The sequence below is a fragment of the Ruminococcus flavefaciens AE3010 genome, from assembly GCF_000526795.1.
Classification (GTDB): Bacteria; Bacillota; Clostridia; order Oscillospirales; family Ruminococcaceae; genus Ruminococcus; species Ruminococcus flavefaciens_D.
In genome coordinates this window covers 2,290,084-2,305,439 of record NZ_JAGT01000001.1, presented here as the reverse complement: position 1 = coordinate 2,305,439, position 15,356 = coordinate 2,290,084, and the positions used below count along the sequence as shown (strand labels likewise).

General features: G+C 49.0%; 13 protein-coding genes and 1 riboswitch. Of the genes, 9 read left to right on the top strand and 4 right to left on the bottom strand.

The annotated features are described in order from the left end of the window. Window positions 1-176 precede the first annotated feature (176 nt). A riboswitch (SAM riboswitch) is annotated at window positions 177-262 on the top strand. Window positions 263-350: 88 nt separating this feature from the next. Then, a complete protein-coding gene (locus tag N774_RS0110090) occupies window positions 351-683 on the top strand; it encodes a hypothetical protein (protein ID WP_024861128.1) in 333 nt (110 codons plus the stop codon). Window positions 684-796: 113 nt separating this feature from the next. Then, complete coding sequence (locus N774_RS0110085; protein WP_024861127.1) at window positions 797-1,408, top strand: helix-turn-helix domain-containing protein; 612 nt, start codon at window positions 797-799, stop codon at window positions 1,406-1,408. 39 nt (window positions 1,409-1,447) lie between these two features. Here the strand turns inward: N774_RS0110085 and N774_RS0110080 are convergent, their stop codons facing one another. Genes N774_RS0110080 through N774_RS0110065 form a run of 4 tightly spaced genes read right to left on the bottom strand, consistent with a single transcriptional unit; the run spans window position 1,448 to window position 6,466 of the window. Next, window positions 1,448-3,796: an ABC transporter permease gene (locus tag N774_RS0110080; RefSeq protein ID WP_024861126.1), complete on the bottom strand. Its 2,349-nt coding sequence runs from the start codon at window positions 3,794-3,796 to the stop codon at window positions 1,448-1,450. A gap of 10 nt (window positions 3,797-3,806) precedes the next feature. Next, the gene (locus N774_RS0110075; RefSeq protein WP_024861125.1) at window positions 3,807-4,568 is read right to left on the bottom strand and encodes an ABC transporter ATP-binding protein; all 762 of its coding nucleotides are present in this window, start codon (window positions 4,566-4,568) and stop codon (window positions 3,807-3,809) included. A gap of 51 nt (window positions 4,569-4,619) precedes the next feature. After that, complete coding sequence (locus N774_RS0110070) at window positions 4,620-5,783, bottom strand: HAMP domain-containing sensor histidine kinase (protein ID WP_024861124.1); 1,164 nt, start codon at window positions 5,781-5,783, stop codon at window positions 4,620-4,622. Then, window positions 5,780-6,466: a response regulator transcription factor gene (locus N774_RS0110065; RefSeq protein ID WP_024861123.1), complete on the bottom strand. Its 687-nt coding sequence runs from the start codon at window positions 6,464-6,466 to the stop codon at window positions 5,780-5,782. The genes N774_RS0110070 and N774_RS0110065 overlap by 4 nt, the downstream gene beginning before the upstream one ends. A 365-nt stretch (window positions 6,467-6,831) precedes the next feature. Here N774_RS0110065 and N774_RS0110060 point away from each other — a divergent pair, with 365 nt between their 5' ends. From N774_RS0110060 to N774_RS0110030, 7 genes are all read left to right on the top strand, one after another. Beyond that, window positions 6,832-7,914 (top strand): GntR family transcriptional regulator, encoded by a 1,083-nt coding sequence (locus N774_RS0110060; RefSeq protein WP_024861122.1) that lies wholly within the window; start codon window positions 6,832-6,834, stop codon window positions 7,912-7,914. Window positions 7,915-7,951: 37 nt separating this feature from the next. Further along, window positions 7,952-8,644 carry a helix-turn-helix transcriptional regulator gene (locus tag N774_RS0110055; protein ID WP_024861121.1) on the top strand — a complete coding sequence of 231 codons (693 nt, stop codon included), beginning with the start codon at window positions 7,952-7,954 and terminating at the stop codon, window positions 8,642-8,644. A gap of 151 nt (window positions 8,645-8,795) precedes the next feature. Continuing rightward, entirely contained in the window at window positions 8,796-9,869 is a 1,074-nt protein-coding gene (locus N774_RS0110050) for an ABC transporter substrate-binding protein (protein WP_024861120.1), read from the top strand. A gap of 157 nt (window positions 9,870-10,026) precedes the next feature. Then, on the top strand, window positions 10,027-11,541 hold the full coding sequence (locus N774_RS0110045; RefSeq protein ID WP_024861119.1) for a sugar ABC transporter ATP-binding protein: 1,515 nt from the start codon (window positions 10,027-10,029) through the stop codon (window positions 11,539-11,541). Continuing rightward, complete coding sequence (locus N774_RS0110040) at window positions 11,538-12,635, top strand: ABC transporter permease (protein WP_024861118.1); 1,098 nt, start codon at window positions 11,538-11,540, stop codon at window positions 12,633-12,635. Before N774_RS0110045 ends, N774_RS0110040 begins: the two co-directional genes overlap by 4 nt. A gap of 29 nt (window positions 12,636-12,664) precedes the next feature. Further along, a complete protein-coding gene (locus N774_RS0110035; protein ID WP_024861117.1) occupies window positions 12,665-13,756 on the top strand; it encodes an ABC transporter permease in 1,092 nt (363 codons plus the stop codon). Continuing rightward, window positions 13,753-15,342 (top strand): xylulokinase, encoded by a 1,590-nt coding sequence (locus tag N774_RS0110030; protein ID WP_024861116.1) that lies wholly within the window; start codon window positions 13,753-13,755, stop codon window positions 15,340-15,342. The genes N774_RS0110035 and N774_RS0110030 overlap by 4 nt, the downstream gene beginning before the upstream one ends. Window positions 15,343-15,356: the final 14 nt, after the last annotated feature.

Below are 15,356 nucleotides of genomic sequence, written 5' to 3'. Positions count from 1 at the left end.
ACAACCTTTCCAATAATATCCTATGGTAATTGTATCACGTCGCCAAATGAATGTCAACAGAATTTAAAAATTTTACGCATCATTCACAAATAAGAACAGGTTTTATTGTTCAATCTTTTTATGCCGAAATCTGCAAACAGTACTTGACAGCAGCCGAAAACTGTGCTATGATAAAAGTACCATAAAGAGTACGCGAGGGACAAGCCCGCTGACCGTACAGCAACCTGCATTATGTAAGGTGCTAAAGCTTGAACGATGGGATGTGAATAATGCTTATGCAGCGATCCTGTCGTTACGATGGGGTCGCTTTTGTACTCTTTTGGAATATTTTTACAGGGAGTGCATGATTTATGCGTACTATCAGAGAAATGCTCGGCAGCGACGAAAAGGTATGGGTATACATCGACAGCAGGGAGACATGGGAGCGCTTTGCGTCTATGGCTGCCGCCGAGGGCTTCGGCTTCGGGGAGCTCCCCGCGGAGAAGTGGGTCTTCGGCTGTGCTGTGGCAGTCCACAGCAGCGGCGATATGGGACATCTTCCCATGTTTGTGTGGCACAGGTCTTTTTCGGCTGACATTGAGGAGCTGCCCAAAAGAGTGGAGTTCCTTAAATATATCAGCGGCGATGAGGACTATATATGCAGGGAGTCACATTTTAAGGCTGCGATTCTTTCAGCGCGGTAACTCTCAGGCCTACCGCAGACCTGCCTTTCTCTACGGAGCGTAGATTGACTTTTCCGCGGCTGTGAGCTACAATTAAGACATGGAACAGACCCGAAGTCGGAGAGGTGAATATTATGGATCAGGTAAAAACAGGAGCGCTCATAAAGCAGCTCAGGCTAAACTGCGGACTTACCCAGAAGCAGCTGGCGGAAAGTTTAAATGTCAGTGACAAGGCAGTATCAAAATGGGAGTGCGGCAACGGCTGTCCCGATGTATCGCTGCTGTCTGAGCTTTCCGAAATATTCGGCACAGATGTGCAGACACTGCTTTCGGGCAGGATAGATAAAAATGAAAGTGAGAAAGGCAATATGAAAAAGCTGAAATTTTACGTATGCAGGGAGTGCGGCAACATCATCACAGCTACCTCCGAGACGGCTGTGACCTGCTGCGGGAACAAGCTTGCCCCACTGGAGCCTGTAAAGGCTGAGGGCACAGATATGCTCAGCACCGAGGACTTGGGCGGGGAGTGGTTCATATCCTCAGACCACGAAATGAAAAAGGAGCACTATATCTCCTTTGTGGCTTATGTGACCGACAGCTCAGCAATGGTGTTCAAGCAGTATCCCGAGTGGAATCTACAGGTGACGCTTCCATTTTATAAGTCGGGACGGCTGGTGTGGTACTGCACTCAGCACGGGCTCTTTTATCAGGATATCAGGCGTACTTCAGGCATACAGAAAGAATGACAAAAGGCGGCGATGTATCATTCATCGCCGCCTGCTTTTTTATTCTGTTATAAGCTGTCTGATGCCCACCTTTTTTATTTTCCGTGAAGCAAAAAGTGCAAACAGGAAGAAGCAGAGGCATATTGCTGCTGCGGGTACGATCACCGACATTGGTGTGAAGCTTGCGTAGAAGCTTGTTATGCCGATGCCTTTCAGCATCACTGACAGCAGCTTGTTGATTAATAGCATACCCATAGCTGTTCCGAGGAGAGCTCCCAGTACGGATACGATAAGGAACCTTACCGCGAATTGCAGCCTCAGCTTTCCTGTGGTGAAGCCCTGCGCCTTGAATATGCCGATATCGGTCTTTTCCTGTGTGAAAGCCTTGGTGCTTACCATGGTAACTGCCACCAGAGCAAAGAACAGCGAGAACGAGTAGATGATGAACCTCATGGCTTGGATAGCCGTTTCGTAAATTTCCATTTCATCGTTTTCGTCGGCTATGGTGACCTTTATATCGTCGCCGTACTCCTTTTCGAGAGCTGCCTTTATCTTGGCTGGGTCTGCTCCCTCTGCAAGCTCAACAGCTCCGCCCACCATTCTGGGCTTTACGTCAAGCTTTTTGGCTCCGTCAGCGTTCATGGATATGGACATACCAGTATCAGACATGGAAGGATATAATCCGCTTACAATGAACTCCGAGTGCTTGTCGTATTTGGCGATATCTACCTTGTCGCCTATCTTCAGATCAAACTCGTCGGCAGCTATTTCGGTTATGACTATCTCGTTGTCGTATTTGGGAGCTCTGCCCTTTGTGACGTATATATCCTCGGGATAAAGGTCGATACTGCAATAGATCTCTTCGCCGTCCAGTGACAGGTAAACACCGTGAGAGAAGTATCTTGTCTGCAAGCCGCCGTTTTCCTTTACAGTGTCCATGACCCTGTCTATTTCCTCTCTGGACTTTGTCTCATTGAAGTCAATGAACAGGTCGACATAGCCCACGCCCATCATTTTCAGAGCCTTTCTGGAGCTGGCTGCGGTGCTGAGAGCGTTCACCATGAGCATGAAAAATACCAGTATCGCTGCAATGATAACAGAAGCGATGTATCTCCTCTTTGCGGAGGTGAACTGACGGAGCGCCAGTGTCGATGAGAGAAATTTTGCGCTTATGGGAGCTTTAAGGCGGCTGTCGAAGTATATCTCCCTGCGTCCGCCCGAAATAGCGCGGATAGGCGAGATACGGCAGACCTTGTGAGTGATGATGAGTATGAATACTACGCTGACTGCGAAAATAGCAAGGAGGTACAGCAGAGTTTTGCTCAGGTCGGCGGAGGTCTCGGTTATATAGCCTGACATGGGGTCAAAAAAACCTGTGAGCACGCCTATGAGGGGCAGTGCGGCAAGTACGCCGATAATGCTGCCCACAAGCTCTGCTATGAGATACTGGAGCATTATGGACAGGCGTATCCTTGAACTGCTGAAGCCCTGTGATTTTAATATGCCCAGATTTGTATAGTCGAGCTCTATGCCTGTTGATATGCTGTGTCCGGCAACGATAAGTACTACGACAGCGAGGATAAGTATGAACACCAGCAGTATAGCCAGTATATTGTCGGAGTAGATGTTGGTGTAATGCTTAGACATATCCAGCGTTACAGAGCCCCATGAATTGGAGATGATATCGCTGTCAAGATTTACCTGACGGCGGAACTTTCCGTCGGAGAGCCCGCAGTCATCGCTCTTGTAGAGCTGTACAATATAGCCCGTGCCCCACTTGCCGTCAACGTCGTTCTGGGCGGCGTTTGCGGCTGTTATCATGTCGAAGTCTTCCTGTGATATGAACTGCCACTTCCAGCCTATCTGCATAGCTCCGAATACAGGCTCTGCAACAAAGCCCTTGATAGTAAAGTCGAAGTCGCCGCCGTTTGCGTGTGCGGTCACCTTGTCTCCGATATTGCATTTCAGCCTGTTCTTTGAGCCGTAGCTCAGGTATATCTCGCCTTTTGAGAGTGGGGGGATACTGTCCTCATAGCCGCTGCAGCTTTTGTTTACAAGCCTTATGCCCTCGGTGAGCACCGAAAAGAAGCAGGAGTTCTCATTGCTGACATCTCCGCAGTCCATACCGTTTGACATTACAGCTACGGGAGTGACTTTGTAGTGGTCGAGTATGGCTTCATTGTCAAGCTTCTGTCTCATATCGTCAGTAAAAACGGCGTCCTTTATCATTACAGTAACATTTCCGCTGTGGGCTGAGCTGTGCAGCTCATTGAGAGAAGCATCGCAGCTTTTGCTGACACTGAGTATAAGGGTCAGCGCCATGGAGATGATGAACATGAGAACGACTATGCTGATGAATGTGCCCTTTCTGCGGCGGATATTGGCTTTGAGCAGTGTGAGTATATCCATAGCTCTCACCTCACCATTCAAGGGAGCTCAGCCATGCGTTCACCTGAGCTTCGCGGCTCTTTTCCTCGGCAGCGTCATACGGTGCAAGGTCAAGGCTTCCGATGATATTTCCGTCGGAGAGATAGAGCAGGCGTGTGGCTCTTACGGCTGCACGGACGTCGTGAGTGACCATGAGTATGCTCTGACCGTTCTTGTTAAGGTCAGTGAGCAGGTCAAGTACCTCCGTGGTGTTTTTGCGGTTGAGAGCTCCTGTGGGCTCGTCGGCAAAGAGGAGCTTTGGCTGATTTATGACAGCTCTTGCAATTGCGCAGCGCTGCTGCTCACCGCCCGATACCTGTGAGGGAAGATTGTTCTTTACACGGTCGATGCCCATTCTTTTAAGGAGCTCCTCGGCGTTTTTCCTTACCTCTGCGGCAGAGCTCTTTTTGCCGAGATAGCCCGATACGGTAACATTTTCAAGCATGGAGAGATTGCTTACAAGGTGCATCTGCTGGAAAATGAAGCCGAAGTCCGAATGTCTCAGCCCTGCAAGCTCCTTTTCCTTCATTTTTACGATGTCCTTTCCGCCGTACATCACAGAGCCTGCGGTGGCTCTGTCCATGCCGCTGAGAGCATAGAGCATGGTGGATTTTCCCGAGCCCGAAGCGCCCATTATGACGGTGAAGTCTTCCTCGTATATGTCAAGGTCGACTCCCGACAGGATATGCACCTGTCCGCCGTTGTGGGCGAAGCTTTTTGAAAGACCTTTTGCGGTCAAAATGGATTTTTTCATAGCTGTGTGTTCCTTTCGCTTGATTCTGTGTTTATTATACAGCGAAAGTTATTAAGAAGTACTTAAGATCTTTTCGGTGCTGCACAATGGCAGAGTGACAGAGGCTTCAAGACCGCCTGTGGGGAGATTTCTGAGACTCACCCCGCCGCCCTGAGCTTCTGTAAGGTGCTTGACGATGTAAAGGCCAAGTCCCGAGCCCTGTTCAGAGCCTGCATTCTTGCCGCGGTAGAACTTCTCAAAAATAAAGGGCATGTCCGTATCGGGGATACCGCTGCCCCTGTCGCAGAAGCGCATCACCACGCTGTTTTCCTGTTTTTCCATTGATACGGTGATATCAGTCTTAGCGTATTTCCTCGCATTGTTTATGAGGTTCTCGGTTATCTGCATGAGCCTGTTTTTGTCGGCGCTGACTTCGGCTGTGAAATCGGGACGCAGGAAGCTTACGTCGTCATGCTCGGCGGCTATCTCCTTAACAGTGCTCTCCATGAACGCGGTGAGTTCAAACTTCTCGGGCTGTATTTTCAGCTTGTCAAGGTCTGAGAGGGAGTGGAGGAACAGGTCGTTGGTGAGCTTTGATACCTCGTCGCACTTGCGCATAATTACTGACAGATATTTTCTGCGTTTCTCGGGGGAGCTGTCCAGATTTGCGTCCAGTCCCTCGGCGTAGGCTCTTATGGACGAAACGGGAGTCTTTATGTCATGGGAAAGGGTAGCGATGACGGTCTTGTTGTTTTCAATGGCTTCACGCTCGCAGGCACGCGCCTTGGTTATCTCGCGGCGCATGCTGTCGAAAGCCCATGTGAAGCTTCCGAAGTAGTTGGAACGCTCATAGTCCAGAGGGATATCGAAATTGCCCTGAGCTATCTTCTCGGCGAAGTTCTTCATCTTATCAAAGGGGCGCAGTATGGAGAAGTAAATGTAGCCGAAGATAACAGCCGCAAATATACAGCCGATTATACATACGGCAACAGCCTTTGAGCTGTCGGGAGCAGGCTGTGTGAAGCCGCGGAGCTCCTCTTTCAGTGCGGCAGCCTTTTCAGCAGCCTGAGCGGTGTCGCCCATGTTTATGAGCTGTTCAACCTCGTTTACCGCGATGATGAGCTCACCGTTTGCGTCGGGAGTATAATTTGTCCTGTCATTATATATAAAGAGTGCCGAGGCAGCGATGATAAGCGCCATAAAGAAAAGAGTGATGCCGATTATCCTGCTTTTCATTCGCTCACCTCCAGAATGTAGCCCACCTTATAGACGGTCTTTATATACTTGGGAGAGGCTGGCTCGTCCTCAAGCTTTTCCCTCAGCCAGCGGATATGTACAGCCAGCGTTGAGGGCTCTACGTCGGAGAATGTCCCCCATACCTCCGAGAGCAGGGATTCCTTTGAGACCGCCGTGCCCATGTGCCCGCAAAGGCAGGCGAGCAGGTCAAACTCTTTCAGGGACAGTCCTACGGGGACGCCGTTTTTGGTGACGGAGCGTGCGGAGATATCCACTTTGACATTGCCGAACACTATTGGCGCCTTTTCGTCGCTGTCGCCGTAGGCTCGGCGCAGAAGCGCCTTTATGCGCGAAAAGAGCTCCGCCATGGAGTAGGGCTTGGGGAGGTAGTCGTCGCCGCCGATATCGAAGCCTGTTATCCTGTCGGACTCGCTGGTGCGTGCGCTGGCAAATATTACAGGCACGTCGGAAACGCGGCGGAGCTCTTTACATATTTCAAAGCCTGTGGAGTCGGGAAGATTTATGTCCAGCAGGATAAGGTCGAAGTGCCTGCTGCTGAGAAGTCCGAAAGCCTCATCTGCGCTTTCGGCAGAGGTCACATTGTAGCCGTAGCCCTCCAGCATATCGGTGATAACGAATGAGAGGTCGGCGTCGTCATCTATTATAAGAATGTTGTTCTTCATGGTCTGCTCCTTTAATGTATACGCAATGACCGCCGTCAGGCAGTCATTGCTCTGAACTGCATTTATATTATATGTAGGGTAATTTGAGGATCACTTTTTTATGCAGGGCTTATTTTGCCCTAAGGTGTGAAACAAGCTATTAAAATCATACAACATTGCCCGTTCAATGTCAAGCTGAGAGAAGTTGTATTGTTGTCCGCAGGAATTTGTATGCAAATTGTTGTCGTGTTGCACAAAGAGGGTAAGGCAGTTTTGTCTGTGCATACAAATTTACAGACATAATTCAAAAGTTGTATTTACAAATTTGTGCAAAAGTGGTATTATAAAGAAAAACCGATACTATCGGTATCCCTTCGGAGGAAATTATGGAAGACTACAAATATATGACTATCGTTGAGTGGTCCAAGAACTTCATAAGCTCCCACAAGCTGAAGCCCAAAGACCGATTCCTCACGGAAAAGGAGCTCTGCGAGATACACGGCGTCAGCCGACAGACCGTAAGACAGGCACTGATGTGCCTTGAAAACGAGAATGTCATCAGCCGTATCAGGGGAAGCGGAGCCTTTGTATCGTCGGGCTATTCACAGGGCGATACAGTGGGTCAGATAAGGAATATCGGCGTAATATCCACGTATTTTACTGATTATATCTTCCCTCATATAGTTACGGGCATCGAAAGCGTGCTCAATGATTCGGGCTTTTCCATGCAGCTCGCTATCACCCATAATAAGGTGGCTGAGGAGCAGCAGGCGCTCCAGAGCATGATCTCGGGCGGAGTTCACGGACTCATCGTGGAGCCCTCCAAGAGCGCTCTGCCAAACCCCAATACACTGCTGTATGAGGAGCTCCGCAGCAAGAATATCCCCGTGGTGTTCTTCAATGCCAAGTACCCATGGTCGGACTGTCCCTGCGTTGCCATGGACGACGAAGCCGCAGGCAGGATAGCTACGGACTATGTCTTTTCACAGGGACACAGAAGAGTTGCGGGAATATTCGCGCTTGACGATATACAGGGACATAAGCGCTACAGCGGCTTCACAAAGAGCTGTATCGCACACGGACAGAGAAACGCAGAGGACAACGTGCTCTGGTTCGCAACATCGGACAAGAACTCGGTGTTCACCTCGGGAAGCAACAGACTTCTGGAGCTGATAAGCGAATCTACGGCGTTTGTCTGCTATAATGACAATATTGCCATAAAGCTGCTCCAGTTCTGCAAGGAGCGCGACATAAGCGTGCCTGACGACCTCTCGGTCATCGGCATAGACGATTCAAAATACGCTTCGATCTGCGATGTACCGCTGACCTCTGTGGCTCACCCACAGCGCAGACTCGGCGAAGCGGCGGCTGAAAAGCTCATAGATATGATAAATTCCTATCCCTCGGACGACGATGATATCATATTCACTCCCGAGCTCAAGATCCGCGACTCTGTAAAAAGCATCTGAAACATAGTGTGTTTGACAATCATAGCGGGGTATTAAAATGAATAAAGAGTCGAAGATAATGCAGGACGTGAAACGTCTTGACATCAAGAAAACAGAAGAACTGCTGCAGAGCGGAAGCCTTGAAAACTGCGACGCTATGCTGGATTCTGTCCTCGACGAGGTGGGGTTCGCCAAGATACAGTCTCTTATGCTGAGGCTGTACGTCTGTATGGACATATATGTGGCAGCCCACGCCTTTGCCCGGAAAATAGGCATAAGCAGCGAGAAGTTCTTTGAGAGCTTCGGAACTGCCGACGAGATAGGTGCGGAGCTGATGACCACCGAGGATACCCGGAAATTCCTTCACGATCTGGTGCGCGGCTGCATAAAATGGCGCATAGAATCGGCAAAGGAAAGCGGCAGGAGCATAATCGCAAAGGCTAAGGACTATATAGACAAAAACTACATGAACGACGAGCTGTCACTGCTTGTGGTGGCTGATGCTGTAGGGCTGAGCCCCTCTTATCTGAGTACCCAGTTCAAAAAGGAGTACGGACAGAATCTTTTCGAGTATCTTGCAGTGGCAAGGATAACTCACGCTCGGGAGCTTCTCTGCTGTACATCGAAAATGGTGTACGAGGTAGCCTACGACGTGGGATTCAGGGATTACCGCTATTTCAGCCAGATATTCAAGAAGTATACGGGACAGACTCCCAGACAATTTCAGAACAATGCAAATATTTGTCCGTAATTTTGTATACTGGAAATATAATTCAAAATATAATAAACATTTTGTGAAAAATTTTTGGTTGCAATGTATGTACAAAGTGATTATAATGTAAGTACAAGTTAACGGAATGTACGTTAATGGGCATATTAAATTGGATGGAGGAATTCTAATTATGAAAATCAACAAGATCTTTGCAATGGCAGCAAGCACAGTACTCTGCGGCGCAATGTTCGTTGGCTGCGGAGCAGCAAGCGATTCATCATCAAGCAGCAGTTCATCATCAAAGGCTGAAACGACCACAAAGGCTGACAACGCTGATACCGCAGACACACAGGAAAACAACAACGGCGGCGGAAGCTCTGACGGTGCACTTATCAAAGTCGGCATAATCAATAACGATCCTAACGAGTCAGGTTATCGTACAGCTAATGTTAACGACCTGAAGGCTACATTCACAAAGGAGAACGGCTTCGACGCTTCTTTTGCATACAGCCTCAAGAACGAAGAGCAGATCAACTATGCTCAGAAGTTCATTCAGGATGAAGTAGATTACCTGCTTCTCTCAGCAGCTGATACAGCAGGCTGGGATTCGGTTCTCAAGGACGCTAAGGACGCAGGCGTAAGAGTTATCCTCTTCGACCGTACCATCGACGCTGACGAGAGTCTCTATGATGCTTCTATCGTTTCCGATATGGCTAAGGAAGGCGAGCAGGCAGTAGAGTGGCTCAAATCTCAGGATCTTCAGGCTTACGACATTATCCACCTTCAGGGCGTAATGGGCACAGCTGCTCAGAAGGGACGTTCGGGAGCTCTCGACGATACAGCCAAGGAGCTTGGCTGGAACATCGTTACACAGCAGACAGCTGAATGGAATGCTGAAAAGGCACAGCAGATCGTTCAGTCCGCTATCGATGCAGGCAAGAAGTTCAATGTAATCTACGCAGAGAACGATGATATGGCAAAGGGCGCAGTTGCTGCACTTGACAGAGCCAATATCTCACACGGTGTTGACAAGGATGTAGTCGTTATAGGCTTCGACTGCAACAAGTGGGCACTTGAGGAGCTCAAGAAGGGCAACTGGAACTACGACGGACAGTGCAATCCTTTCCAGTCAACTTACATCAAGGACATCATCGAAAAGCTCGAAAATGGTGAGACCCTCTCTCAGAAGACTATCATCATGGACGAAAAGGGCTTCGATGCAAAGACAATCACCGACGCTGACGTTGAGCAGTACGGTATCTGATAGTTTGTTTACAGGACGCAAAACTATATAGATGAATAAGTGCGGTGACGCATTCGTGAATGCTTTATGTCACCGCACATATTTTAAGCAAATACGTGGATATTCCTGCGGAAAACAGGGAATATCCGTACATACAACTCGCTTAGGAGGAAAAGCAATGCAGGAAAGATCATTGCTGGAAATGCGTGGGATTTATAAATCCTTTCCCGGAGTCAAGGCACTCAGGAATGTGGATTTTACGCTTTGTAAAGGAGAGATACATGCGCTCATGGGCGAAAACGGCGCAGGCAAGTCTACCCTTATCAAGGTCCTCACAGGTGTGCACATCAAGGACAGCGGAGATATCTACATAAAGGGACATTCGGGTCCCGTACAGATACATTCCCCGCAGGAAGCACAGAATTTGGGAATCAGTACCGTATATCAGGAAATTTCCCTCTGCCCCAACCTCTCGGTGGCAGAGAATATATTCCTCGGAAGAGGCAAGAGCAAGCTGGTAAACTGGCGTACCATGAACAAAAAGGCAGGAGAGCTCCTCGACTCTCTGGGCATAGCTGTAAAGCCTACACAGCAGCTTGCAAGCTGCTCTATAGCAGTACAGCAGATGGTAGCCATTGCAAGAGCCGTTGATATGGAGTGCAGCGTGCTCATTCTTGACGAGCCGACCTCTTCACTTGATGAATCGGAGGTAGCCAAGCTCTTCCACCTTATGCGTCAGCTAAAGTCCCGCGGCGTTGGCATAATATTCGTTACACATTTCCTCGATCAGGTATATGAGGTATGCGACAAGATAACAGTGCTCCGCGACGGGCAGCTCGTGGGAGAATATGAGATCGAAAATCTCCCCAGAGTCCAGCTGGTATCGAAGATGCTGGGCAAGGAGCTTGACGATATGGCTGATATCAAAAACGATATCCCTGTTTTCGACGACAAGAACAAGGAGTTCGTTTACGAAGCCACAGGACTTTGCAGCTCTGAGGGCATCAAGCCCTTCAACTTCAATATACGCAAGGGAGAAGTCAACGGCTTCACGGGACTTCTCGGCTCGGGACGAAGCGAGTGCGTAAGAGCTATCTTCGGTGCCGATAAGGTAACAGGCGGCACGGTGAAGGTAGACGGCAAGCAGGTCGATATCAGCAAGCCCATTGACGCTATGAAGAACGGCATAGCTTATCTTCCCGAGGACCGTAAGCGTGACGGAATAGTAGGCGATCTTTCTGTCCGCGATAACATTATCCTCGCATTACAGGTAAAGAAAGGCTTCTTCAAGCCATTTTCAAAGGCAGAGGCAACTAAGTTCGCAGAAGAGTACATCAAGCTCCTCGATATCAAGACAGCCTCTGTGAATACACCCATAAAATCTCTTTCGGGAGGAAATCAGCAGAAGGTCATACTCGGACGCTGGCTCCTTACTCACCCGAAATATCTCATTCTCGACGAGCCCACCAGAGGTATCGACGTAGGTACAAAGGTGGATATCCAGAAGCTGGTCCTCAAGCTTGCTTCCGAGGGTATGAGCATAACCTTCATATCATCGGAAACAGACGAGATGCTCCGCACATGTTCAAGACTTCTTGTTATGCGTGACAGAAAGCTTGTAGGCGAGCTTAAAGGCGATGAGCTCACACAGAATACAATTATGAATACTATAGCAGGAGGTGAGCGTGAATGACAGCCGCACCAAAGACTGCACAGAAAGGCTCGTTTCTTGCAAATATAGTGAGAAAGCAGATATTCATACCTATAGCTGCACTGCTTATTCTTGCAATATTCAACTTTATCATGGATCCGTCGTTCTTCAAGATAACGCTCGGACACAACAGTGACGGAGCCCCGATCCTTTCGGGAAACCTCATATCGATCATCGACTACGGCTCGGAGCTTGCTATCCTCGCCATCGGAATGACGCTGGTAACAGCAGCTTCCCGCGGACAGGATATCAGTGTGGGAGCTGCCATAGCCATCAGCGGAAGCGTGGTACTCAGAGTGCTCTGCGGAACCAACTCCCGTCCCGAGACCTTACAGGCTCCCATAATAGTTGCATTTCTTGTAAGCTGCCTTGTGGCAATGATATTCGGCGCATTCAACGGCGCTCTCGTATCCGTATTCAAGATACAGCCTATGGTAGCAACTCTCATACTTTTCACTGCGGGACGTTCTATCGCCGCATGGATCAACAACAATGAGCTTCCTGTTGTTAGTGACAGGACATTCACATATTTCGGGGGATATATACCAGGTATACCGATACCGACGCCGTTTTTCATTGCAGTAGCCTGCTTCATACTGATATGGCTCGCACTGAAGTTCACCAACCTCGGGTTGTATGTTCAGTCCGTCGGTATCAACGAAAAGACTTCGCGTCTGAATGGTCTTAATCCTGCGCTCATCAAGTTCGTTACATATGTGATACTTGGTCTGTGCGTAGCTATCGCAGGATTCATCAAGGTCAGCCGACTGTCCACCATCAACTACTCGGTAGTTGCAAAGGACATCGAAATGGACGCTATTTTGGCAGTCGCTCTCGGAGGAAACTCTCTCAGCGGCGGTAAATTCAACATATCTGCTTCCATACTCGGAGCATATGTTATCCAGTTCCTTACCACAACGCTTTACAAATTCCAGGTACAATCGGACGCTCTGCCTGCATACAAGGCTGTAGTAGTTATCGCACTGGTAGTTCTCAGTGCACCGATCGTAAGAGAAAAGATCGCAGCATTTTTCAAGAGCCTGCGTTCACCTGCAAAAGCAGAGAGTAAAAGCTGAATACCAAAGCGTGGAATGGAGGAATAAATATGCCGAAAACAGATATGACTGCCGGCACACCGCGCCGACATCTGTTAAAGGGTATCTCAGATACCAATCTGCTTATGTCCATAACCATAATAGTATTCATACTCATGTATGTTTTCGCTATTTTCGGACTGGGAGCAGGATTTCTGAAGGCACAGACTTTTTTTAATATGCTAAATGCCAATGCTGCGCTTATAATACTTGCCTGCGGTATGACGCTGGTCATGATAACAGGCGGTATCGACATATCTCTCGGCGGAATGGCAGCTCTCGTAAGTATGAGCTCGGCTGTTTACCTTGATATGCACAGCGGCAGCGTGTTCGGTGCGATAATGATATCTCTCGGTATCGGACTTGCATTCGGACTTATACAAGGCTTCCTTGTAGCCTACCTTGACATACAGCCCTTCATAGTAACGCTGGCGGGTATGTTCTTTGCAAGAGGTATGACTACCATTGTAAATACAAACCCCTTCAACGTACAGAACGAGGCTTTCGTAAAGCTCAAGGAAACAAGAATAATAATCCCGGGAATGGGATCGATCAACAAAAGAGGCGATTATATCGACGCCTATATAGAGATCGGCGTTATCATCGCTCTTCTCATCGTTGCCGCACTTTTCCTTTTCCTCAAATGGACCAAGACAGGACGTAATTTCTACGCAGTAGGCGGCAATAAGCAGAGCGCACTCATGCTTGGAATAAACGTAAAGAGAACTACATTCCTTGCATACCTCATGTGCGGAATATTAGGCGGAATTGGTGGATTTGTTTATTTTATGCACGTTGGTTCGGGTTCTGCATCACACGCAACGGGTGCGGAGATGAACGCGATAGCTTCGTCTATCATCGGAGGAACCATGCTGACGGGCGGCGTCGGAAACATTATAGGCACGTTTTTCGGCGTACTTTCACTTGCTCTTATTCAGAATATCGTATCATCAGTCGGACTTGACCAGGCATGGTGGACAGGAATCACAAACGCTTCGATGCTTTGCATATTCCTTATAGTTCAGAGTATCATTATTGCCCGCCGCAAAAAGGCAAACCTCTCAGCGTCAAAGCCCGCAGCAGCAAAAGGAGTAAAAACATGAGCAGTGCAGAAGAAATAAAGAACGGCAAAGCGGTAATAGGTATCGAATTTGGTTCCACACGTATCAAAGCGGTCCTTATAGGCGGGGACCACTCGCCGCTGGCATCGGGCGTTCACGACTGGCAGAACGAGATGCTTGACGGAGTATGGACCTATTCACTTGACAGCGTCAGAAAAGGATTGCAGGAATGCTTTGCCGAACTTATGAAAAATGTTGAGGAAGCATACGGCGTAAAGCTGGAGACAGCCGCTGCCATTGGCATATCGGCTATGATGCACGGCTATCTGGCATTTGATGAAAATGATGAGCAGCTGGTACCCTTCAGGACATGGCGCAATACCATGACCGAGGAGGCTGCCGACAAGCTCACTGAGGAGTTCAGCTTCAATATCCCGCAGCGCTGGAGCATAGCTCACCTGTATCAGGCAATGCTGAACAAGGAGCCCCACATTGGCAGGCTCTCATTTATGACCACCCTTGCAGGATATGTACACTATATCCTCACAGGCGAAAAGGTCATAGGCGCAGGCGACGCTTCGGGAATCTTCCCCATAGACTCAAAGACCTGCGATTATAACAGCGCTATGATGGCAAAGTTCGACAAGCTTGCAGAGGGCACAGCTCTCACTAAAAAGCTTGCAGACATACTTCCCCGTATAGTTCCCGCAGGCGAGTGTGCAGGCAGACTTATGGCGGAGGGCGCAAAGCTCCTTGATCCTACGGGATCATTCCGCGGCGATATACCGTTCTGTCCCCCTGAGGGCGACGCACAGACAGGTATGGCAGCCACAAACAGCATAACTCCCAGAACAGGAAACGTTTCCGCAGGCACATCTATCTTCTCCATGATAGTTCTTGAAAAAGACCTGTCGGCGGTTCACCGCGAGATAGATATCGTCACTACTCCCTGCGGAGATCCCGTGGCTATGGTACACTGCAACAGCTGTACCTCCGACCTTGATGCATGGTTCGGTATCTTCGGCGGATTCCTGAAAGAGATCGGCGTGGATATGCCAAAGGGACAGCTCTACGACAAGCTCTACAGCCTTGCAGCAGAGGGCGCTCCCGACTGTAACGGCGTTATCTCTTACAATTACTATGCAGGCGAGCCCGTAACAGGCATCAAGAACGGACTTCCGCTTCTCATGCGCAGTCCCGATACTGCATTCAATATCAGGGATTTTATGCGCAGTCTGGTATATTCCTGCGTAGCCGCATTAAAGGCAGGCATGGATATACTCACCGAGCAGGAGCACGTAAGCCTTGAAAGGATATATGCTCACGGCGGATTTTTCAAGACGCCTGTACCTACGCAGAATTTCCTTGCAGCCGCATTGGGTGCTGACGTTACCCTAATGCAGACAGCAGGCGAGGGCGGAGCGTGGGGAATAGCGCTTCTTGCTTCATATATGGCTGACAGGAACAGCGGCGAAACGCTGTCGGATTATCTCAGCACAAGAGTGTTTGCGGATATGAAAGGCAGCACGGTATCTCCTGCAAAGGAAGACGTTGACGGTCTCAATGCGTATATGAAGAAATACCTCTCGGGACTTTCGGCTGTAAGAGCAGCAGCCTCCGAGGAATAGAAAGGATTGATAAA